The organism is Flammeovirga sp. MY04 (assembly GCF_001682195.2).
In the GTDB taxonomy this organism is placed as follows: Bacteria; Bacteroidota; Bacteroidia; order Cytophagales; family Flammeovirgaceae; genus Flammeovirga; species Flammeovirga yaeyamensis.
Genome location: NZ_CP003561.2, coordinates 685,937 through 709,138, shown reverse-complemented (window position 1 = coordinate 709,138; position 23,202 = coordinate 685,937). Strand labels below are relative to the sequence as shown.

Below are 23,202 nucleotides of genomic sequence, written 5' to 3'. Positions count from 1 at the left end.
GGACAAACTACAAAATCTGAAAATGAAACATCTATCAATACTTACAATATTAATAATACTGTTTTCGTCTTTAATTCCCGAAGTTTTTGCTCAGGAAGAAATGGAAACTGTAATTCTAGAGGGGGAAGTGAATAATGAAAATTATGAACATAAAAAGATCATTATTACAGGTGAGACTTTCTCTGTAAAGACCAAACTTGACTTAGACGAATGTATTGTTATTATACAATCGTCTCATTTAACAGGTACAGGTGATATTAATATCAATAATGAAGAAGGTTATAACCCAGTTATTCTAACTGCCGATCTTTTAAATATTGATATGAAAAAGTTTGAGGTAAAAAATTCTTTTACAACAATAAAGGCATCATCAGTAATTACTGCTGCCGGATCACATGTTCGTTTCGAAAATGGATCTTTGACCAATAATAATAGTGTTTGGGAATTGGACGGTCATGTCGATTTTCAAGCACATAATGATGAGGTAACAGGTTATTTACAAGTCAACATGGAGAACGTGATCATCCACGAAATAAGCGATCAAATACATTATAAAAAAGATGTGGATTGGGAGTTTGTTGGAGGATGTATTTCTTTGCCTGAGTCTGGAGAATTTGTTGAGGATCAAAGTACAGATGAAAGACCAGAATTTATCCCTTGTGATGAATTAACGGATCAAGTCAATTATTTTGAAGGAAATCTAGACAGACAAGGTACGACCACTCTAACATGGGGAATGTTTTCTGAAAGTGAAATAACTTCATATGAAATATATACATCAGAAGATCAAAATACATGGAGTCCTTTAACCGAACAACAAGCTTCGGGATCAGAAGGTCCAATATCCTATGTATATACTGATAATGATGATCGTTTTGATAGAGTTTACTTCCGTTTAGATGGTATTAACGGTCCAGAATCAGATCATTTAGATACCGTAAGTATCTATTATGGTGATGATGATCTACCCGTAGAATTGATCTATTTTGACGCGGAAGTATTAGACCAAAGTGTTTTACTGAAATGGGCAACTGCGAGTGAGCAAAACAGTGATTACTTTGAGGTGCAATATTCTTATGATGAAGAAGATTGGCATTTATTGGATCAAGTGAAAGCTGCTGGTAATAGTTCAACAAGAATAGAATATCAATATGAAGATAAGTTGAGAAACGGCATCGTTTATTACCGTTTAAAACAAGTTGATTTCGATGGTCAGTTTGAATACTTTGGACCTGTAGAAGTCACATTAGAATCCCCCGAAGAATTTGATGTAGTCGCCTATCCTGTCCCTCAATATTCTGGACAGGAAATTACCATTACACCCAATAATAACGAGCCTTATCAATTATTGATTTTTAATCAGATGGGGCAAAATGTATTCTTTAAAGAGGATTTACAAAACGAAACAAGATTGGCGACTACTTGGGGTAGAGGTATGTTTGTGGTGCATATTATTCAAGGTTCACAGAAAGAAATTCTGAAACTACAAATACATTAAACAGACACCGAACATTTGTTCGGTGCCTGAGCATTAGACTCAAGGTGCTAAACACCATATATTCACCTTAAGCCTCTACCAATTCAAAATTCAACACAGTATCTTCAATGATATCCATACATTTTTCGAGTTGACTTTCGGTAATAACCAATGGAGGTGCGAATCGTATTATATTTCCATGAGTGGGTTTTGCTAGAAGTCCTTTATGCATCAATTCGTGACAAATTAAAGTGGCTGTGGCACTGTCTTCGGAGTCGTTGACCAACAGTGCATTCAGCAATCCTTTGCCACGAACGCCTAATAATAAATCAGTTTGCTTACATAATTTTCGCATTTTCTTTCTAAATATTTTGCCTAATCTGTAAGCATTTTCTGTTAGTTTTTCATCAACAAGTACGTCCAAAGCTTCCATCATCACAGCACAACCTAATGGGTTTCCACCGTAAGTAGATCCGTGCTGTCCAGGTTTAAAGACATCCATCACTTCAGAAGAAGTTAACACTGCTGATACTGGATAAAAACCACCTGAAATTGCTTTTCCTAAAATGATCATATCGGGTTTTATTTCCTCATATTCTGAGGCAAGCAATTTACCTGTTCTCCCTACACCTGTCTGTACTTCATCGACCATAAACAACACATTGTAACGGTGACAAAGCTCTTGTGCTTTTTTTAAATAGCCTTCATCGGGAAGATAAACACCTGCTTCCCCTTGGATAGGTTCCATCCATAAACCGGCTACATTTGGGTTTTGAAGAATCTCTTCCAAAGCTTCTAAATTGTTGTAGGGTACAATCTCAAAACCTGGCATAAATGGACCAAAATTAGTCGTTGCCACCGGATCTGTAGAAGCTGAAATTATCGTAGTTGTTCGACCATGGAAGTTCTTCTCCACACCCACAATGATCGCTTCATTCTTTGGAATTCCTTTTTTCTCATATCCCCACTTTCTTGCTAATTTGATGGCTGTTTCGTTTCCTTCTGCCCCTGTGTTCATCAAAATAGCACGCTCGTAACCAAATAGATTACATAACTTCTTTTCCGCCATTCCTAACTGATCAGAATAAAAAGCTCTAGAAGTCAAGGTCAATTTCGACGCCTGCTTGATCATCACATTCAAAATTCTAGGATGCACGTGCCCTTGATTCACCGCACTATAAGCAGATAGAAAATCGTAATATCTTCTGCCTTCCACATCCCAAACATATACCCCATTTCCTCTTTCGAGCACTACAGGTAGTGGCGCATAATTATTGGCTCCATATTTTTTCTCTAGGTTGATCGCTTCTTGCGTATAAAATTTCATCATGTTATTCTATTGATTATATGTGAGAATAAATTGACATTATGAAAAAAAAACTCTTCAAACCTGTTTAATATTTTAATTAAAACTGTGTAGCGATTGGATTCATTAAACAGATAAGAAGAGTTATATCTTAATTAATTTTTGATGATCTTTTGCACTGATTCCTCTCCATCTTCGATGATTCTGAGGTAATACAATCCATTATTAAGATCTGAAATATCGATAGTGTTTGATGCTACTTTTCGGAGTTCTCTCCCCAAAGCATCCACCACAACCAAAGTAATGTTTGATGTAGTCGAAGGGTAGGTCAATCGCCCATTAGTTGGGTTAGGATAAGCCCTACTTCCTTCTGCTTCTACAGTTACACCTGCCAATCTTTGAGAGGAACTGTTAGAAATAACCACTGTATAATCTTCTACTTCACCATAGTCCAAAACATCGCAAGGATAAGGGTAGCCATCCGATGCATATTGCATAGAAACTCGCATTCTTGTAGCTCCTGATAATGCTGTAGAAGGTACCGTAAAACTAGAACTAAACGAACGTCTTGTCTGCTTATATAGTACTTCCTCCGTATTAGCATCAAATACTCCGTCTTGGTTATAATCTATCCAAACTACCACTCTTTCTCTAGAAGATGTATTCGGATCTAAGAAGAAAGTATGACTTCCACCTTTCGTCAAATTAAAACTAACAGAAGTATAATCTCCATATCCATTGTCATTACCAGAGAAGTGATAGTTACCATCAATTCCTACTTCATCTATAAATTCATAGGAAGTTGAATTACCGTAGGAATCGCAATATTGCTCCACGGTAGGTGGTGTTGTTCCTCCATCACAACTTGGTGCAGAAGCACCTGTAGAAGCACCACTTCCGTTTACATAATTAAAACCCGAATAACCATTAGTGGTATACAGATTCATCCATCCACCGCCAGAAGCAGTTTCCCAATCGTTAAGACTAAAAGAGTTTCCATTTCCATTTACTGAACCTTGGATGACGTAGGCTTTCACTGCCTCTCCGTTCTTATTCCAAACTAAAGGTTGACCGGCCGAAATAGTTTCGGGAGTCGAACAATTCCCCACCATAAAATAGGCTTTCGTAGGATATTGAGTTTGTCCACCATCACCAAAAACCTTGGCATTACCAGATGCATCAATACATACAAAAGCTGCTTCATCGCAAGCAATAGCATAACGTTGTTGATCGTTCTGATCGCTAATTGTTCGTGCTAAAATTCCAAAAGCACGACCGTATCTATTTTCATTTCCAGTACCATGCGTTCGGTCCAAATGCGTATCTGTAATCACATTTGTCAAGTACGGGTTTTGGAGAAAGTCGTTATAAAAGAAAGAGTTATTAGTATACTGATGAAAAGGATCATTTAGAATTTCTGATGATAACACCCCCGATGTCGCCGGTGCATAATATGCACCACCCATAATCGCCATACCAGCTGATGTTCCGCCAACAGGCACCTTTTTGTCGTTTATCAAGTAATTGATAGCATCAGCCACAGCCGTTCCTTTCCAAAGATCCATGTATTCTCTTTGGTCGCCCCCTGCAATAAATAATGCCTCAGCATCTCGAATATACTGTGCTACTGTAGCATTATTTGCTCCGTTGGCTGTTGTAATCGACAACTCCGCTGCAGAACTGATCGAACTGCTAAAATTACTCCATACCCAGGAGGCTTGTCCTCCTACGGCATCTGTTCTTAAAACGAGGTAATCCCCACCTCCGGATTGGTTCACAAACCATTGTGTCGCATTCACCTCACCATCTCCTCCTACTTCCGCTCCACCTACCAGCATTGTCACCTGCTGTGTAGTTACATTACCATGCCCATTCCAAGTACCCCCTTCCAAAGAAAAGTTGTACCCTTGTCCTAAAGTAAGCGTTGAGATGAGAGAGAGTAAGACTACATAGATAGTCTTGTTAAGAAAGTAATTGTTAATTTTCATAATTGTAATAATTAATAGTGGAGACAATCCTTGGGGCATCATTCTCTAGTAACATGTCCCATTGTGCCCTAGAGAACTTCGCCCCAGAACTGTCTAATTTTTCAGATAACAACTTTCTAGAATCGCATGAAGTAGACTTCATGTATTCGTAAAAATCATTAGCTTTAATCGAAAGATTTATCTTAAATATTTATAGTTAGTATGTTATATGTGTGTGCTGTGATGAGAAATATCTTACTGATTACAATAGATTAAAATAAAGAGGTCCAATTAATAAAATGCCCGCTGCAAACATGAGAAGTAGTAATAAAGGTGCCATCCATTTTACCCAAACATTGTATGGGATTTTTGCAATGGACAAAACACCCATGGTCACTCCACTCGTTGGTATAATCAGATTGGTTAATCCGTCTCCAAACTGAAATGCCAATACTGCAACTTGTCGTGAAATACCCAATAAATCACTTAATGGAGCCATAATCGGCATGGTTAAAGCCGCCTGACCAGAACCCGATGGAAGTACTGTATTCAGAATACTTTGGAAGACAAACATCGCTTCAGCTGCTGCAAACTTTGGTAATCCGTCCAATAAGCCCGTGATGGAAAACAATATCGTATCAATAATTTTCCCTTCTGTGGCTACAATCAAAATCCCTTTACAAGAGGCAATCACCAAAGCGGCCGTCATCATTTCCTTCGATCCTTTGATGAAGCTTTCACTCATTTTATTTGCTGGAGTGTGACAAATCAATGAAGCAATAAAACCGATGACGAAGAACAAAGCACCAATCTCAGTCATGTACCAATCGAACTTAGTCACTCCAACCACCAACACTCCAATTCCTATAAACAAAAGTGCGACGACAATGGCTTTTTTGTAATTAAAGTCGATAGACTCTTCTTGAACATCAAGTGGTTTGTCTTGATTTGGAAGCAAGCTTTTCTCTTTGTTGTTCTCGATTTTTGATACGTAATACATAACATATATCATCCCTATCAAAGTAAAAACGGACCAAACAAATACTCTGTATTCCCAACCTGAGAATAAAGGTATTTCGGCAATCCCTTGAGCAATTCCGATCGTAAACGGATTACTGATCGCTCCTGCAAAACCTACCCCTGCACCTACAAAGGGAATAGCTACTCCAACGATGGTATCCAACTTCATCGCCTTGGCCATTGGAATGGTGATCAGGATAAAAATCAAGACCTCCTCTGACATTCCGAAGGTCGCCCCTGCCACAGAGAAACAAACAAAGATAAATGGAATAAGGATCATTTTATACGCTTTCTTCTTGTTACTCCAAAGAACCAATCGTTGTAAGCCGGCTTCTATCGCATTGGTTTGTGTAAGCATCCCGAATGCACCTCCTACAATAAAAATGAAGGCGATAATTTCGGATGCACTCACAAAACCGTTGATAGGTGCAGTAAAGAAAGAAGCGATACTTTGCGGTTGTGCCTCCACCTCATGATAGGTATTGGGGATGAGCAAATTTCTTCCGTCCACCATTTCTCTTTGATATTCCCCAGCAGAAATGATCCATGTTAGACCAATAAAAAAAGCGAGAATAGTAGAAGATATCACTAAAGTATCTGGTAGCTTCTTCATAATATTTTGTTACTTGAAAATGGCAATATTCAATTGTTCATCATCAGATGATGTCCAACCTCTATACATCCCTTCCGAGTTGAAAGATAATTCAATATTTCCTTGATGATCGATGGCAATTACTCCACCTTCGCCTTGCATTTTGACCAACTTATCATGTACAACAATATCTGTTGCTTCTTTCAGTTTACGTTGACCAAATTCCATATGTGCGGCAATATCACGTGCCACGGTAGCTTTCAAAAAGAACTCTCCATAACCCGTACAAGACACTGCACAACTATCGTTGCTTGCATACGTACCAGAACCGATCACAGAACTATCACCTAAACGACCAAACCTTTTGTTGACCAATCCGCCTGTAGAAGTGGCTGCTGCTAAGTTGCCATCCAAATCCAACGCTACGGCACCTACTGTTCCGAACTTACGTTCACCGTCGTGATCCACCAACATTTGATTGGTTTCTCTTGCCAATAACCATTGTTTATGACGAGATTCTGTAAAGAAGTAATCGTCTTCTACTTCTTCCAAACTATAGTCTCTTGCATAATCTAACGCCCCTTTTCCGTGCAAATAAACAAAATCTTCATCGTCGTGAATCTTTCTAGCCAATTGAATTGGGTTTTTAATATGGCGAATACCTGCCACTGCACCAGCTTCCAATGTTTCTCCAGACATAATCGATGCTTCCATTTCGTAAGAACCATCGTGGGCCATCACTGCCCCTTTTCCAGCATTAAACAATGGACAATCTTCTAGTGCAGTTACCGCAATTTCCACTGCTTCTAAAGCAGATCCTCCTTCTGACAAGCACTTTTTAGCTGCATAAAGTACACCTTGTAAAGCCGAGTTGATCTCTGCTTCCTTCTCTGGCGTAATTTCTGAAGGCAATAGCGTGCCAGCTCCTCCATGAATTGCAAGGGCAAATTTATTTTTCATAAATAGAGTCTTCTTATAATTTTATCTTATCGCCGCTTTTCAAAATGCTTACGCTGATTTTTCTAGCTCCGATTTTAGTTTCTTTTGTATCAATCTGTTGAGGCTTCTCGATCAATATCACCTGACTTACTCCGACTACCTCAAATTCATTTTGATGTACCAGAATAGCGGTCGATTCGTCGATACCAATACCCCGTAATTTTGGGTGATCAATTACGGCCGTCATCAAACGATTGTACCTGCTTCTTTGAATAAAATGTTGGTCGATAATCACTTTATTGATCATGCCCAAGCCTTTCCCATAAATCAAATTATTGCTTTCAATGGAACGGCCTGTATCGTCATAATCTGGATAATTTTTCTCATCACCTGTAATCATCACTTCACTCATTACCGCTGCTCCAGCACTTGTTCCGGCAATCATACCACCGTTTTCAAAACAGTCGTGGATTGCTTCATAAATACCTGTTTTTTCGATGCGCTTCATAAATCGGTTTTGATCTCCACCTGTGATGTAGATCAAAGAGGCTTTTCTGATGGAATCTAATGCTGATGAAGTCGGTGGCTGTTCAGTAGTATAAAACATGGATGATACGTTATCAAAACCTTGTTTTTTAAACTGTAATACGCCATAATAAGCTGATGTATCTGGCTCGCTACTCGACATAGAAAGCACGATACCATAGCCTTCTTTTAACTTCGCTTCCTCAGTTAATCTCTTGATCAATTCGGGTGGTCGTTTTCCTCCACCGATGATGAAGAGCTTTCCTTGGGCGAATGTCGAGAAGGACATTAAGCCGATGATGAAAAGTGATAATATGTGCTTTTTATTCATTTTGTTACTTGGTTTATGGTGTTTTTTGCACTATGTTTCTCTATGTCCCTTACTTTTTCCCATGATTGAAATCATGGGCTTTTTATTGGGAATCTGAATAGGTTGAAACCTATCCAGATTCTTTAAGAAATGATCTTCTAACTAAAGTAAAAGTATCAATTTGTGCATCAACTACACCATAAATAGTGAATTAATATAAACCTAACCCTAGAGCGTATGGTCTTAGTATTTTAGTACCCTCTACTGTTGGAGCATTTGTAATATCTAACAACACTTCGATTTCTGTACCATCAAGGTTTGCAGAGTAAATTTTACCATCTGTTCCATCATCATTATCTCCTCTATCAGTCCAGTAAATTTTCTCTGTGATTGGATCTACAATTGTGCCCCAAACAAATTTTGTTGGATAATCAACAAATTCGTTTTTAGCCTTAGTAGCTATATCATAGATTGTACCTTTCGATGTGGCATAATCAAAGTAATATAATTTACCATCTAAGTAAGAAACATCTCCAGCATCTACACCTTCAACGATTTCTTCTAAACCTGTTCCATCAAAGTTTACTTTGTAGATACCACCGCTATAATCGTAAGCGTCATTCACGAAATAGATGACTTCGTTTTCTGCATCATAAGTAATACCCAATGGAAGACTACCTTCTAAGTAACCTGTGTTTGTAGAAAACTCCACAAATGCTTTTAAATCTGATCCATCTAAAGCAGAAGTATAAATGCCACCTTCAGCACCCCAATATAACCTTCCATCAATCACTTTTACACCAGCTGGATAGTATAACATATGTTCTTTATCACCTAAGTCTGCTGCGTTGTGAATTACAGTTTTTGTACCATTTGCTAAGGCATCATATTGAAACATTAAATCAGCATCTTGTTCAACCACATAAAGTTTTTCGTTCTCCAAATCTGCTGCAATACCATAAGGTTTGATATGATTATCGCCGAATGATTGAATAGTTGGTGTTTCAGCACCATCCAATACGATCATGTGTACTTTACCTGTTGCTCTATCTGTGTAATAAAGCGTTGGCAACTTACCTCCAAGAGGATCTTTGATGATGATCGTTTGTGATGAAGTATTTTCTCTACCATCTTCAGCTTTTGCTGTTAATGTTACTTCGTAAGTACCGAAATCCTCGTATGTATATTCTGGGTTTTCGTCTGTAGAAGTTGCACCTTCCATACCGAAATCCCACTCATAAGTAGTTGCTGCAATAGATGTGTTATTAAAAGTAACAGTTGCGGGAGCAACGCCTTCATTAGAAATTTCGTAATCGAATTTAGCTACTACACTTGCCAAAGGTGGCGTTTCATCTTCTTCAGAACATGAGGTAACGAATAGAAATGATAGTGGCAATATCGCCAATAAATACCTAAAAATTAAGTTAGAGTACGTTTTCATGGTTGTAATTAATTTTTTTGAAAAAATGATAACTGTGGAGAACATCCATAGATGAGAGATATTTTATTTTAATACCCCGGATTTTGATCCTCTTGATTGATTCTTGTATTGGTCTGAATCTCCTTTAGAGGAATGGGATATAAAGTGGCATTTTTAGAAATGCCCAGTGTGGAAGTGGCTCGATCTGTTCTTACCAAATCAGTCCAACGATGACCTTCGAAACAGAATTCCCATCTTCTTTCGTCGAGAATAGTTCGAAGTGGATCGCTACCCAAACTTGTCAGAGGATCGTTTGATCTTGATCTTACCTCATTAATCGCTGATAAGATTTTATCTTGAGCAGCATTTCCTTCCAACATATAATGTGCTTCGGCTTGTATCAAATACATATCTGCTAATCTGACGATAATGATAGCATCTGCCCCATTGGCTGTATCCTGATATTTAGCCACTCTTTTACTTGTCGCTGTACCATCTAAAGTAGGGAAATCTTGAAAGATGAAATCCGCTCTCAGATCGTTTCCTTTGTAGGAATTTTGCAATGAATTAGAGAATGTCACCTCTCCTCTACCACCTAAAGAAATAGGTGATAAATAGTATGACATTCTGTTTCTATCCTGTGCAGAGAAGTTCAATTGGAAGATTACTTCTTTGTTTTCTTTGGTAGTGAAAACATTCCCAAACTCAGGCTCCAATTCATAATTCCCTGTTGAAATTACTGCTGTTGCATAATCTAAAGCTTTTTGATAATGTGCATCACTATCTCCTCCATTTTGAAGTAAGTAACTTGCATAATACAACTCCACTCTTGCCAATAAAGCATCTACCGCTGAAGGACTTACAAAGAAGTTTCCTTTTTCGATAGTCACTTTCTCCTTGGCTGTCATCAAGTCGTCTAACATCAAATTGTATACTTCTTCTACAGTGTTTCTAGGCACATTTATATCCTCTGAAACACCTTGAGTAGAAGTTGATTTATAAGGTACTCCACCATACAACTTCAACACATCAAAATGTGCTAAAGCACGAAGGAAATAAGCCTCACCAATAATGTTGCCTTTTATCGCCTCATCCATAGAGATAGGCACCGCTCTTTCGATAATATTATTAGCAGTATTGATTGCTCCATAGGCGGTTGCCCAAAGGCTTTCAATTGCGGCATTATCACTTAAGATAGAATGATTTTCGAACTGTTGATAGTCCAAAGACGTACCCGTTCTTCTTCCATCATTAGCAGATAATTCGTTCAGAATAAATAAATCTCTTCCGTAATAACTATCTGATTGAAACTCGTTGTATAAGCCATTCAAGGCAGAGTTTAAGCCGTTAGCATCTTTGATGGCTTCGTTGGCATCGATCGAAGCTACCGGCTGCACATCTAGATTACTTTCACATCCGAATAGAAAGAAAACCAGGGCAATTTTTGTTATGTAAACTAATTTTTTCATGATTTCTTTTAGATTAGAAGGATACATTTAGACCTGCTGTATAAACTCTAGCATTTGGGTAAGTAAAGAAGTCAGTTCCCATTCTTACTCCATCGTCACCAGCGTAATTTACTTCTGGATCCATACCGGAATAATTGGTTAAAGTGAACAAGTTCTGACCTGAAACATAGACTCTTAGTTTATCAATAAACACCTTTTTGGTGAATGCTTTAGGTAATGTATAACCTAGCGTTACGTTCTTTAATCTCAGATATGATCCATCTTCAACAAATCGATTTGAAGCTCGGTTATTATTATTAGGATCATTGGCTGTAGCTCTTGGAATGTCTGTCACATCACCCGGTTCTCTCCAACGATCAAGAATAGCTGTAGTTTGATTGTCCTCTCCTTTCATTGACTCCAAGTACACTCGAGTACCGTTGTAAATATCGTTACCTACAGAAAATGTCAGTAGAAGGTTCATATCAAAGTTTTTCCAGTTGATCGTATTGGTAAATCCACCAAAAAAGTCTGGATGAGGATTACCAATCTCTGTTCTATCCTCTGATGTAATTTCACCATCACCATTGATGTCGGCAAAGACAATATCACCAGTAGAAGAATCCACACCTAATGATTTATATCCGTAGAAAATACTGATTGGACTTCCTTCTTCAATTCTGTTATTACCGCGACCTATGTTATCGATTGGCTGACCATTATATAATTTCACCACTTCATTTTTATAAGTGGAAACGTTTAAAGATGCTTTCCAATTGAAATCACTTTTTCTAAAGATTTCATAGCCCAATAACACTTCCACACCTTGGTTTCTCATCTCTCCAATATTTGATATCACTGAAGAGAATCCCGATGTTGGAGGCAATGGTCTAGACAATAACATGTCGGTGGTTGACTTTTGATACACCTCAGTGGTCAATGATAGGCGATCGTTCCAAAAACCTAAATCAATACCAAAATTGGCTTGTTTTACTGTTTCCCACTTTAGGTTTTCGTTTGGAAGTTGTGTTGGTGCAATACCCGGTTGTCCGTTATAATCGGCTCCTGATCCGTACAATGCTTGGTATCTGAAATCACCAATCGCATCATTACCTGTTAGACCGTAACTACCTCTGATTTTGAAATCAGAGAAGAAATCCGAAGTACTCATAAAACCTTCTTCAATCACTCTCCATGCTACCGAAGCTGACGGGAAAGTACCGTAACGATTGTTTTCACCAAACTTCGATGATCCATCTCGTCTTACTGAAAAGGCAAAGATGTATTTATTGGCATAGCTATAGTTCGCTTTAGCAAAGAAGGAATTTAACCCTCTATCCAATCCATAACTATCTGCTTCAATGATTTCAGAAGCTGAAGTAATGTACTTAAATTCTGGTCGAGAGAAATTCTGACCACGGATATAATTACTTCTGTTGTTATAGCTTTCTGAACTAAAGCCAGCCAATAAATCAAATTTGTGATTTCCAAAGGACTTCACATATTGTAAAGTGGCATTAACCGTTGTGTTAATTGAAGTATTGTTCGCACTAAAACCAAGACCATTGTAAGAAGCCCCCTGACGTGTTGTTACAGGGTCATAACTGTGTTCTCTTAAATGGTAATAGTCAAATCCTACTTGAGTTCTAAAGGTTAACTCTTCTAGTAGGGCAATATCTAAATAAGCATTACCTAAACCTCTGTACGTATATGCTTTGTTCAAAGCTTCGTTGGCAATTGCTACTGGATTGGCATACGGTCCATCCTCGTTATACGATCCATCTTCATTGTACACCGGATAAATAGCCGGTAACGATAAGGCATTTGGAAGTGGCGCATTCAACGATTGATCACCTTCGATACGGTCATTTTCAGACATACCAAATTGTAAACTCGTCCCCAATTTCACTTTTTCTGAGAAGTGATGATCGATGTTTGCTCTTAAGTTGGTTCTATCGTATCCACTCCCTTTGATGACACCATCTTGCTTAAAATAGCTACCTGACAAATAGAAATTTGTTTTCTCATTTCCTCCTTGAAGCGATAAATCGTAAGAAGCCATTGGGGCATCTCTAAATACTTCGTTTTGCCAGTCCGTATCGTGTGGGTAGTTATCAATATATTCTTTCGTATATTTTTCTACACCTAATTGATCGTTTTTAAATTCAAACCACTGTTGTTTGTTCAATAAGTCCAATCGTTTATACACTTGCTGAACTCCACCAAAAGCATTAAAAGAGATCTTAGTTTTACCAGATGCTCCACGTTTTGTCGTGATCAAAACGACACCATTAGCAGCTCTCGACCCATAAATTGCAGCACCCGCACCATCTTTTAATACCGTAAAAGATTCAATATCTGAGGGCGATAAATCAGATAACGCACTTATAGTTTGTCCACTAAAACTTACTTGTGAACTGTTTTCTGTAATTACTGGAATACCATCAATAACATATAGTGGCTGATTGGCTGCATTTACAGAACCTACACCTCTTACTCTTACGGATAATGCTCCACCTGGAGTACCAGAATTAGAATTGATCTGCACACCTGCTGCCTGACCTGCCAATGCGGCATCTAGCGTACCCACAGGTAAATCTTTCAAAGATTCGCTATCCACTGTTTGAACAGAAGAACTCAAAAGCTTTTTACTTTCCGAAGAATAACCTACCACTGTTACTTCTTCCAACTCTTCCATATCTGGAATCATTGAAACATTAAGTTGGGTCTGATCTCCAATTGTGAACTCTTGGTTAATCATTCCAATGTGGTTAAATACAAGTGTTTTTCCTTTGTCATCCTCCTTTAGAAGAATGGTATATTTTCCATCAATATTTGTTACCGTTCCATTCGAAGTTCCTTTTATAAAAACTGTTACTCCTGGAATCGGACCTTTGTCGGCATCAGACGTGACTGTGCCGCTAAGCGTGAACTCTTGTGCTTGAGCTATTCCAATACTAAAGAATAGCAGAAGAGATAAGATAAATAGATTTGATAGTTTCATAATAATTAAGCTTGGGTGTCCCTTACTTAGTTGATTGTATTTTTAATGTTGTTTGTTCTCGAGATGAGAGATTTGTCACCCTTATAATCATGGGTGATACAGATTGAATTGGAAAATCAACAATTTCTTGATCTGTTGTAATATTTAGATAAACCCTTCCTTGCAAATCAATTAGCTGAATATTTCTATTTGCTCGATGCTGAAAAAATAATTGATCGTGCTTCCACAGAATACTTGATGTATCCGAAGACGGAAGTGAACTGATGATATCATCAAAGGAGGGTTCATACTTCTGGAAATTGACCTCTCGAAGTGATATGGTATTATTGTACATCACATGAGTTCGGACATCTGGGAAACCAACAATGGCTCTTTTGCTATCCGCAGTGGTATATACATCAGAATAATTCTCCGTAATTATCGACGACTTCTCACCTGTATAAGTCAAATTCCATTGATTATCGATGACCTCAAATTGTAATTCACTCTTATCGGTTAGACCTACACACCAATTGATATCCTGAGAGAATAATGCTTCCTGAAATACGGCTGTGGTATTCTCGTTGTAATCACTATTCGAAAAGAGATCTGTCATGATCATTACTTTTTCCAACAGTCCAAGTCCATCTTTGTAAGTGAGTGTTCCAGTGTAAGCTGCATTGTCTTTAGAATACACATTGGATGCATACTTTTCACCTACAAATGGAATAGCGTCATCGAAAACATGAACTTTCGTTTCACTACTTTTCATTGCCTTCCATACTAAATGAAGAATTGAATTTTCTTCTTTGAAGTCATCTAGTAAAGAAGAATCGATTGGAAGTAAAACTACCTCTTCCGTTGCCATCAACTGTGATCTAAAATCTTCTAAATTAGTTGTTGGTAAGTTTCGAACATCTAGAACCAATAGTTGATCATCGGAAGTTTTATCCACTGTTGTCTTAATTCCATCATACACCAAAAGCGTTTTTGATGTTAAACCTTCTAAAATTGAAAGGTAATTAGCACCATTATACAGTGTAACGTTACTGGATGATATATTAGAATTATACAATTTATCAACCGAATCCGTAGAGGTTTTTTCCTTCTTATTGATATCAAATTGTTGCCCATTTACACAGCTAATCAAACTTGTATTCGATAACTGCAAAGGATAGTCTTTATCAATGTTATGAGAAGAATTTAACTCGATAAATGTAACTGCTCCTGTTCCATGAACAGTACCAATTCTATTTTCATCAATACATAAAGCGGTACGATCGTCCACCCCTATTCCCAAAACATTTTGGTTGGGTTGGTGAATATTCCAATAGGCTAACATACTGACTAATCGAGGCATTCTACCACGTTCAGCAAAGTGTGTATCGACCATTGTATTTGGTAATACATTTAGGAAATCATCGGCAAACGTAAAGTAACGAACATCCATAGATGATAGACCGTCCTCAGGATAAAGGCTACCATTGTCTGCAGTATATACTATTGATGATAGAATGGCCATACCGGCAGAAGTCCCACCAAGCACTGCACCTTCATCAATTTTATCTAGTAAGAATGACTTAAAAGCCGAGTTGTTGTAAAAGTTATAGTATCTATTTTGATCGCCACCTTTAAAGAAAAACCCATCATATGCCTCTAATTCAGCTATTAGTTGAGTATCCTCCGCCCCAGTTTGATCAATTTTAAAGTCCTTTGCTTCTTCAGCTCCCAGTGAAATAAAATAATTGCTTAACCAATCACTTTCCACTTCCGCATAAGAGATAATTGCTATTTTTTTGTTCATGGACTGACCTACAAACCATTGATAAGGTTCGTCTGACCAACCACCGTTTTCTTCGCTACCGCCACCTACCAAAAGTAAGGGTGAATTTTGAGCGAACAAACATGAACTAAACAAAGAAGATACAAGGACAGCTAATAATAAATAGTAGTTCTGTCTCATGAATCAAAAATGAATGTTGATTTGAAAGAGAAAAAGAAAAAATATGTGATTATAAAAAAGAGGTATGAATCCTTAATCAGCAGTTGAAGATAGGCTGTAATCCTTGTAATCCTAGATCCTTACAAGGTAAAATGAAGGGCGATATGTTTCTTAAATTGAAAGCCATTTGTTTAATTATCTAACGCAATAAAGTAAATAAATTATAACGACGCAAGTGCTTTGTTACTTTTTATTCACATCTTGTTAAAATTCAATTTTTATTCTGCATAAAAGCAGTTTTTTGCCAAATATTCTTTTCACTTACTTTAACTCCCTCAGTTACAACGATTCATAAAAAAGTCTTTTCTTTATAGTACGATCTACTTAAAACTAATTAATGTTACTCTTATGAAATACTTCATTCTAATACTATCTATCCTTCAATGTTCTATTGCTTTTCCTCAAAGTGATGAATTCAAAATTTATCAAAATGGTTTGATTTATAATGACACCACTATGCATCAATTGCAAGTAATTGTCGATTCTATTAATCTGGATTTTAATCGATGTGATTTGGATCGGGAGTATTTAAGCGTTGCTACTGCTAAAGGGATATCGTTTAATGTGGCAAAAGAGGATGTCAATGCCGCTTATGAGGATTTAAAAAATGGTATAGGGTTTCATCAATTAGTTAAGAAATATCCCAATACTAAAATTAATGAAGAACGCATATTTAGGAGGTCACATCATAAAATTTGGAGAAAGGATAAGGTAGGAACAAAGTTTACAGATATTTTAAATGACAAACGCCTTATGGGATTTGATTCAGCCTATATTGATTCACAGGTAAAAGGAGAAACACTTTTTGCTTTTGAAGAAAAATCAAAATACTCAGATGCATCATTAAAAGGCATTTATTTTATCACAGAATTTGAATCTTTATCACTCCCAAAGAAATATGCTCGTATGGTGCAGTATTCTGAATGTATGATCGATACTACTGCTAGAATTCTTTTAAGTGATGCAGAAAACAATAAATACAACGAGTGGGAAAGAGGTCCTAAGATAGAGGCATTTTATCAGTTTATTGATACTGGTTTACCTGATTACCCCAAGAAAAATAAAAAGGAAACGTATAAAGAATTTGGTATTAGGCGAAATGAATACCTTGAAGAACAAAAAATAGTAAGGGAACAAAATAGTCAGCGATCAGAGTTCCAAAAATATTTGCTGGAGGCTATTAATGAAGGACTAACAGAGGGTGGTTCAACTGAAAGTTTTGAAGCCTTGGTTGGTCAATATTACTCTAAAGAAACAGAACTTCAATTAAAAAGAAGCAGAGAAGTTTGGGGACAATGTTCTATGGATTCTCGCCCAAGGGATCATGCCTTCGAGATTGCACAACTTTCTGCAGAAACGATCAATTGGGAAATTTTCTTAAGAGCACATATGGATATCATGAACGATAACTTTTCGCGAATGTCGGATGGTAGTTATGCACAAGGAGGAAGAAATACCTATATCAAAGAGTTAGAGGAACTCAATTTTAATGTTAAGGACTTGCTATTGGGCATCACATTAAGAGTAGAAAACTGTGGACCCAAACATTATTATGGAAGTATTCGCCGATTAGGACGTGCATTGGCAGAGACGAAATATCAAGAAGATATTGAACAGGAAATGTTGAGTATGATTAAAGACGAGTCACTGGATACTTACAATCGTATACTCATCTATTATTTGCACCTCAATTATATCTATTATTTGGATGAGACTGTCAATAAAGATGAGAAAGTGAAGGAGTTGTATTTGGCGAAGAAGACTTTCCCTAAGAACATCAGAGATGAATTGCAGGAGTTTAATGAGTGATTTTTTAGGTGATTTCTCTAAGAAAATTGATACTCTTTTGGATACTTTCTAGGGGTGCTTCTGCATGATCTTGCTCTACAAAACAACTTTTGATATTCTGTCTTGATGCCTCTTTTAATATGGATTGGAACTCAATTATTCCTTCTCCTAAAGCCACAAATTGTTCGTGTGGCATTGTCTGATCATCAAATTGTATATAATTGGTGTTCTTTAATTCCTTTAGGTGAAGGTGGCTTATTCTTCCATCAAGTTGCTGCATCATTTTTAAAGGATCCAATCCAGCCGCTTTCACCCAAAAAACGTCTAATTCAAATTTCACTAATTTGGGATCTAATTGATCAACAAGTACTTGAAATGGAGTGGTTCCTTGGTCTCCTTTGAACTCAAACGCATGATTATGATAGGATAATGTAATATCAGCTTGCTGACACATCTCTCCCATTTTATGAAGTGCATCCACCCATTTTTTATAATCTTCTACTGATCGTTCTTCTGGGAAGAGATATCCAAAAGTGAGGTTCTTCAGTCCAAGTTTGTGGGATAGTTCTACTAAGGATTCCACATCGCTTACTCCTTTTATTTTCTGAATTCCTCTGGTGTTGGCTAATTCCCAATTGTTGGTAAGGTATGTCCATTGAAAAAAAGTACTTCTAATTTCTAAATCAACATCATTTGCTTGATCTTTTATTGACATCACTTGAGGAAGATTCATTCCTTCCAACTGTTGGTAACCAAAATCAGAAATACTTTTCAATGTCTTTGGTTCATCTTTTAAAAGTTCATTCCGTACTGTCCAAAGCTGAAGACCAATGTTGTCGATATACTTTTTTGTGTAATCATCCATAGAAAAAATAGATTGTGGAATTAATGTGGATCCGATAAAAGAGGTAAAAAGTTGTTTGATTATTTGTCGTCTTGAATACTGCATTCTTGTTAGGTTTATTGGTCTTGTAAAGGTAATCATCAGAAGTGAGGTAAACTATTGATATTGTTGCATGAAGTAGAAAAGATGTAGCAAAATTTAATTTGTATGCTTGTGATAATGACAGATACAAATTAAATTTTAATTGATCTTTATTTTCCCTAAATTAAAATGTATTTAAAATAGTAATACCAAAAACACGGCATTTCACCAAAATCAATATTTTGACATGAAGATCAAAAACTTCACTATTACTTTACTCTTATTTATTTTTAGCACGACTATTTGCAACGGTCAAGCCGCCATACTTGTCCTCATCTTCGGAGATAAAGTAGCTTCAGAAAACTTCCATTTAAGTTTAGATGTTGGAGCAAATACCTCCTTCTATCAGAATGCCCCCGGAGATGTACAGATTGGATGGAACTTTGGATTGGGTACACATACCAAGATATCTGATAAGTTTCAATTGGTAGCCGAATTTAAGATGATTAGTGATCGTAGTCGAAGAAATACTCCTAAAATATTACCTGTTCCGAATTTCGCCGATTCACTAATTTCAGAAATCAATACTTCTTGGTCGGTCAGATATTTTGATGTCCCTATCTTAGTGCGGTATTCTGTATCGGATAGTTGGCATTTTGGTACCGGTCCACAATTTTCGTTTTTAAATCAGGCAACGGAAATAACAGAATTAGATCTAAAAAATGGGAATGAAGCGACCATAAATCAGGATATCAAAAACTCTTTTCGAAGTGTGAACTATAATTGGGCTTTTGAGGTGGTCAAAAGTTTTGGGAAAGTTCGGGAAGGAAAAGGCCTTGATTTAAGATTGAGATATGTCATGGGGTTATCAAATAGTTTTAGCGATAATGTTTCTTTAAGTTCTAATATTAATGTATTACAATTTATTGTGACAATTCCTTTTATTGAGGTGCCTGCCCCAAAGAGTAACTAATTCAAATAATACTTATTGCTATGAATTTCAATATTATACTTACATTATAACTTATTGTAATTACACTCATCCAAAGATTAAATCGTATATTTGTGTATAAAAGAAAATAATTATGAAAGTTATATTAGATATTGATGATAAAAGAGTTCCTTTTTTTATGGAGCTTTTAAAGAGCTTAGACTATATTAATATCATAAAAGAGGTAGAGGATAAGGAAAAAGGTAAAGCCATTCAAGATTTAACCGAAGCATTTAATGATGTAAAGTTATATGAAGAGGGTAAGAAATCACTCAAATCAGCGAAAGATCTCTTAGATGAATTATGATATAATTGCTACCGAACCTTTTGGTAGAAAACTAAAAAAATTGGCTAAGAAACATAAATCTTTAAAAGCTGATTTACTGAATTTATTTAATGAACTCGCCGAAAACCCTACTTTAGGTACCCCTCTAGGTAAAGAATGTTATAAAATTCGCATGTCTATTTCATCTAAAGGAAAAGGGAAATCTGGCGGAGCTAGAATCATTACATATGTCCGGATAATAAATAAAAAAATCTTCTTGCTAGATATTTATGATAAATCTGAACAAGATACTATTAGTGACAAAGATTTAAAATTGCTAATTGATTTATTAGCAAATGAATAAACCCCACAAAAAACATTGCGGGGTTTTATATTTTTCATAACTCTCTAGAAACTCAACTCTTCTAAAAACTGATTATATTTTTCTAATTCTTTTGGAACGTCTGCATTCTTTTCCATATCGTAAAAATGGTGTGTATCTACTAATTCCATTCCTGTAAAAGCATTCATTCTATGGAAACCAAACATTACTCCTTCGTCGACACTTTTTTGTTGGAAGAACTCATTTTCCAAGGTAAAAGCTGTATGAGGTGCATTCCAACTAGTCGTCAATACATATTTGGTTCCTTGTAACATTCCTCCTGTTCCATAATTGATATCCGGATTTTTACGACTTCTTCCATCATGTTTATAAATACCGTTTTGATGTCCAGCTGTAAATACTTGATCAATATATTCTTTGAACCCGTTAGGTACTTGGAACCACCAAATGGGAACGTGATAAATGACAACATCAGCCCATTTAAAGTTTTCAACCTCTTTCATTGGATCATATTCGTCCCCTATTTGAGTTGTTCTAACTTCTATATCTTCTTTTGATGAATAATAATTGCTGGTAAACTCTAGCAATGTTTTATTAAATCTTCCTCCAGAATGAGCGAATGGGTGAGCGGCGTTAATTATAAATATATTTTTCATGTCTTTGATTATTTTAATATGAAACAAAAGTACTGCACTACTTACTATCATAAAAATAATACATTTCATACCTTTGTATTAATATTTTAATAGATAGTATTATGGTCAATTTAGAATGGTATAGAACTTTCAAAGAAGTCTACGAAAACGGAACACTAACAAAGGCTGCCAACGCACTTTATTCTTCTCAACCGGGGGTGAGTGTCCACTTAAATGCTTTAGAATCCTATATTGGTAAAAAGCTCTTCGAACGAACTTCTCGTAAAATGATTCCTACAGAGGAAGGGAAGTTTTTGTATGAATACATCATCAATTCAATTCTTAAATTGGAGAAAGCTGAACAACATTTTCGCCGATCTTCCAAGGAACGAAAACCATCGGTGCATATCGGTATGTGTTCTGAGATGTTTCAATTGGTTTTGGAAAACAAAGTGCCCGATTTAGAATTTGATTTAATTGCCAAGTTTGGAAGTCATATCGACCTCATTAAAGATTTAAGTAATGGTTTACTGGATTTAGTCATCACACCCAAAACTCCTGATACCAAAAAAGCTTTGGTGACTTATACTTCCTTTGCTAAAGAAAGAATAGTTTTAGTTGCTGGAAACAATGTGGATACCTCAGAAATCGATCGACTAATTGAAGAAGGAAATTGGAAAGAATTGGATGGAGTTCTTCAATCTAAAACTTGGTACAGTGCCTCTAATGAAATGGAGCACTTTAGACGCTTTTGGTTCGAGAATTTAGGGAAAAAACCTGTATTTAAACCCAATTATATACTCCCTAACATTAGCTCTATTATTCGTTGTTTATATCAAGCAGAAGGGATGGCGTTGGTACCAGATTTTTTATGCAAAAACGATATCGTAGAAGGTAAAATCAAATTGGTATGGGAAGGTAAAGTGGCTACAGAAAATACCTTGCATTTTGCGACAAGATCAGATTTAAAATACAAAAAAGAACTGAATTATATTGAAGATATTTTCATTCATAAGTTTGAAGAAATTAGGCATATATAAAAAGAGAAAATCAACCATTTCAAAGTTGATTTTCTCTTCATTTGTAAAATTTATCCAATGATATATTTACTCTTCGGTAAGTAAGAAAGGATTTTTACCAATACATTACTAGCCACCCATGTCAATATTGTTACCAATAGAATAGATATTGGTGTGGAGTAACCTAAAGGTTGAACAATGTACGTCCAAGATAATCCTACAAAGAATAAGTGAGAAAGATATACCCCATAACTTAATCGCGATAATTCTTTTACTACACTATATACTTTTTCGTTCTTTATGTTGATTGTTCTTATGAGCATAAATAAGCCGATCGTCATCAAAATAACGTTTAGATAAAAAATCACGGTCATGTTAATATAATTAAACATCACCCAATTTATAATTGATTGATTTTTAATAAAATAATCTTTTACTACCTTTGGTAGTGAAATTATTTTGAACTCTATGCAATCATTATCTCACTTCGGCTTTTCACAAAGCATGATTAAAGTGTACGAAGCTTTACTAAAACATGTAGAAGCAACGGCTTCTGAACTATCTAAAACATCTGGCGTGCACACCTCTAAAATCTATAGAATTCTAGAACAACTTATAGAGAAAGGAGTTTGTTATGAGATCATAGGTCAAAAGCGAACTTTTAAGTTAACCGACCCTGAAGAGGGTTTTAAAAAATTAAAACATGAACAAGAACTAAGATCTAGGCTATTAGAAGAGTTAACAATTGAATGTAGCAAACAATATCTCGAAAATATTAATCAGCAAAAAAGTGAAGTCGCAAAGATTATCACTTCTCCACCTGCTATTATTGAATCCTTTCATAAATTATTCGATCAATGTGAAGAGGAAGGTGTCGGTTTTATAAAAGGCCCATATCTTACAGATCCAAGTAAAATGAAACATAATGAAAGTCAAATTAATAGTATTAAAAAAGGTAGAAAATATAGAGCCATTTACGAAATAGGAGACCAAGACGAAGACCAAGTACGTCAAATCGCTAAATTTTATTCATCTGCCGGAGAAGAGGCAAGACTTCATCCAAAACTTCCCATAAAAATGGTGGTAATCGATAAGTATAAATTATTGATTTCACTTCATAGAGGTGAGAATGTGAGCCCAATGGCCATCATTCTAAACAACCATGATTTGGCAAGTTTACTAACTAGTGTTTTCGAAACTTATTGGCAAGAAGCTACAGCCATTTAATTAACTATTCTACTATCATC

Annotated in this window: 20 protein-coding genes; 7 read left to right on the top strand and 13 right to left on the bottom strand. The window is 36.3% G+C overall.

Features of this window, described 5'->3' with window-relative positions; genetic code table 11:
• The first annotated feature begins 22 nt into the window (after nt 1–22).
• On the top strand, nt 23–1,498 hold the full coding sequence (locus tag MY04_RS22805) for a T9SS type A sorting domain-containing protein (protein ID WP_066214683.1): 1,476 nt from the start codon (nt 23–25) through the stop codon (nt 1,496–1,498).
• A gap of 67 nt (nt 1,499–1,565) precedes the next feature.
• Here the strand turns inward: MY04_RS22805 and rocD are convergent, their stop codons facing one another.
• The 10 genes from rocD to MY04_RS22755 form a co-directional block, all read right to left on the bottom strand.
• Nucleotides 1,566–2,807 (bottom strand): ornithine--oxo-acid transaminase, encoded by a 1,242-nt coding sequence (gene rocD, locus MY04_RS22800; protein WP_066214681.1) that lies wholly within the window; start codon nt 2,805–2,807, stop codon nt 1,566–1,568.
• A gap of 131 nt (nt 2,808–2,938) precedes the next feature.
• The gene (locus MY04_RS22795; protein ID WP_066214680.1) at nt 2,939–4,771 is read right to left on the bottom strand and encodes a GEVED domain-containing protein; all 1,833 of its coding nucleotides are present in this window, start codon (nt 4,769–4,771) and stop codon (nt 2,939–2,941) included.
• Nucleotides 4,761–4,913, bottom strand: a complete 153-nt coding sequence (locus MY04_RS22790) for a hypothetical protein (protein WP_158297862.1) — start codon at nt 4,911–4,913, stop codon at nt 4,761–4,763. The genes MY04_RS22795 and MY04_RS22790 overlap by 11 nt, the downstream gene beginning before the upstream one ends.
• A 99-nt stretch (nt 4,914–5,012) precedes the next feature.
• Complete coding sequence (locus tag MY04_RS22785) at nt 5,013–6,383, bottom strand: YfcC family protein (RefSeq protein WP_066214679.1); 1,371 nt, start codon at nt 6,381–6,383, stop codon at nt 5,013–5,015.
• Nucleotides 6,384–6,392: 9 nt separating this feature from the next.
• Complete coding sequence (locus MY04_RS22780) at nt 6,393–7,322, bottom strand: isoaspartyl peptidase/L-asparaginase family protein (RefSeq protein ID WP_066214678.1); 930 nt, start codon at nt 7,320–7,322, stop codon at nt 6,393–6,395.
• A 13-nt stretch (nt 7,323–7,335) separates the two neighbouring features.
• On the bottom strand, nt 7,336–8,157 hold the full coding sequence (locus MY04_RS22775; RefSeq protein WP_066214676.1) for a cyanophycinase: 822 nt from the start codon (nt 8,155–8,157) through the stop codon (nt 7,336–7,338).
• A gap of 190 nt (nt 8,158–8,347) precedes the next feature.
• Nucleotides 8,348–9,577, bottom strand: a complete 1,230-nt coding sequence (locus MY04_RS22770) for a PKD domain-containing protein (protein ID WP_158297861.1) — start codon at nt 9,575–9,577, stop codon at nt 8,348–8,350.
• Between the two features lie 68 nt (nt 9,578–9,645).
• Nucleotides 9,646–11,025, bottom strand: a complete 1,380-nt coding sequence (locus MY04_RS22765) for a RagB/SusD family nutrient uptake outer membrane protein (RefSeq protein WP_066216726.1) — start codon at nt 11,023–11,025, stop codon at nt 9,646–9,648.
• A gap of 13 nt (nt 11,026–11,038) precedes the next feature.
• A complete protein-coding gene (locus MY04_RS22760; protein WP_084006079.1) occupies nt 11,039–14,008 on the bottom strand; it encodes a SusC/RagA family TonB-linked outer membrane protein in 2,970 nt (989 codons plus the stop codon).
• A 22-nt stretch (nt 14,009–14,030) separates the two neighbouring features.
• Nucleotides 14,031–15,950, bottom strand: a complete 1,920-nt coding sequence (locus MY04_RS22755) for a cyanophycinase (RefSeq protein ID WP_066214670.1) — start codon at nt 15,948–15,950, stop codon at nt 14,031–14,033.
• Between the two features lie 387 nt (nt 15,951–16,337).
• On the opposite strand from MY04_RS22755, the gene MY04_RS22750 reads away from it, so the two are divergent.
• The gene (locus MY04_RS22750) at nt 16,338–17,798 is read left to right on the top strand and encodes a hypothetical protein (protein ID WP_066214668.1); all 1,461 of its coding nucleotides are present in this window, start codon (nt 16,338–16,340) and stop codon (nt 17,796–17,798) included.
• Between the two features lie 4 nt (nt 17,799–17,802).
• On the opposite strand, the gene MY04_RS22745 is transcribed toward MY04_RS22750, so the two are convergent.
• Entirely contained in the window at nt 17,803–18,726 is a 924-nt protein-coding gene (locus tag MY04_RS22745) for a sugar phosphate isomerase/epimerase family protein (protein WP_066214666.1), read from the bottom strand.
• Between the two features lie 223 nt (nt 18,727–18,949).
• On the opposite strand from MY04_RS22745, the gene MY04_RS22740 reads away from it, so the two are divergent.
• The 3 genes from MY04_RS22740 to MY04_RS22730 all read left to right on the top strand — a co-directional run bounded on the left by MY04_RS22740 (nt 18,950) and on the right by MY04_RS22730 (nt 20,322).
• Nucleotides 18,950–19,675, top strand: coding sequence for an outer membrane beta-barrel protein (locus MY04_RS22740; protein ID WP_066214663.1), 726 nt, complete (start codon nt 18,950–18,952; stop codon nt 19,673–19,675).
• 112 nt (nt 19,676–19,787) lie between these two features.
• Nucleotides 19,788–20,000 carry a hypothetical protein gene (locus MY04_RS22735; protein ID WP_066214661.1) on the top strand — a complete coding sequence of 71 codons (213 nt, stop codon included), beginning with the start codon at nt 19,788–19,790 and terminating at the stop codon, nt 19,998–20,000.
• Nucleotides 19,990–20,322 carry a type II toxin-antitoxin system RelE/ParE family toxin gene (locus MY04_RS22730; protein ID WP_066214660.1) on the top strand — a complete coding sequence of 111 codons (333 nt, stop codon included), beginning with the start codon at nt 19,990–19,992 and terminating at the stop codon, nt 20,320–20,322. Before MY04_RS22735 ends, MY04_RS22730 begins: the two co-directional genes overlap by 11 nt.
• Before the next feature lie 44 nt (nt 20,323–20,366).
• Here MY04_RS22730 and MY04_RS22725 read toward each other — a convergent pair whose 3' ends face one another.
• On the bottom strand, nt 20,367–20,957 hold the full coding sequence (locus tag MY04_RS22725) for an NAD(P)H-dependent oxidoreductase (RefSeq protein WP_066216724.1): 591 nt from the start codon (nt 20,955–20,957) through the stop codon (nt 20,367–20,369).
• A gap of 101 nt (nt 20,958–21,058) precedes the next feature.
• Here MY04_RS22725 and MY04_RS22720 point away from each other — a divergent pair, with 101 nt between their 5' ends.
• The gene (locus MY04_RS22720; RefSeq protein WP_066214658.1) at nt 21,059–21,976 is read left to right on the top strand and encodes a LysR family transcriptional regulator; all 918 of its coding nucleotides are present in this window, start codon (nt 21,059–21,061) and stop codon (nt 21,974–21,976) included.
• 50 nt (nt 21,977–22,026) lie between these two features.
• Here MY04_RS22720 and MY04_RS22715 read toward each other — a convergent pair whose 3' ends face one another.
• Complete coding sequence (locus tag MY04_RS22715; protein WP_066214656.1) at nt 22,027–22,296, bottom strand: hypothetical protein; 270 nt, start codon at nt 22,294–22,296, stop codon at nt 22,027–22,029.
• A 127-nt stretch (nt 22,297–22,423) separates the two neighbouring features.
• Between MY04_RS22715 and MY04_RS22710 the strand changes: the two genes are divergently transcribed.
• Nucleotides 22,424–23,182, top strand: a complete 759-nt coding sequence (locus MY04_RS22710; protein ID WP_066214654.1) for a TrmB family transcriptional regulator — start codon at nt 22,424–22,426, stop codon at nt 23,180–23,182.
• Nucleotides 23,183–23,202 lie beyond the last annotated feature (20 nt).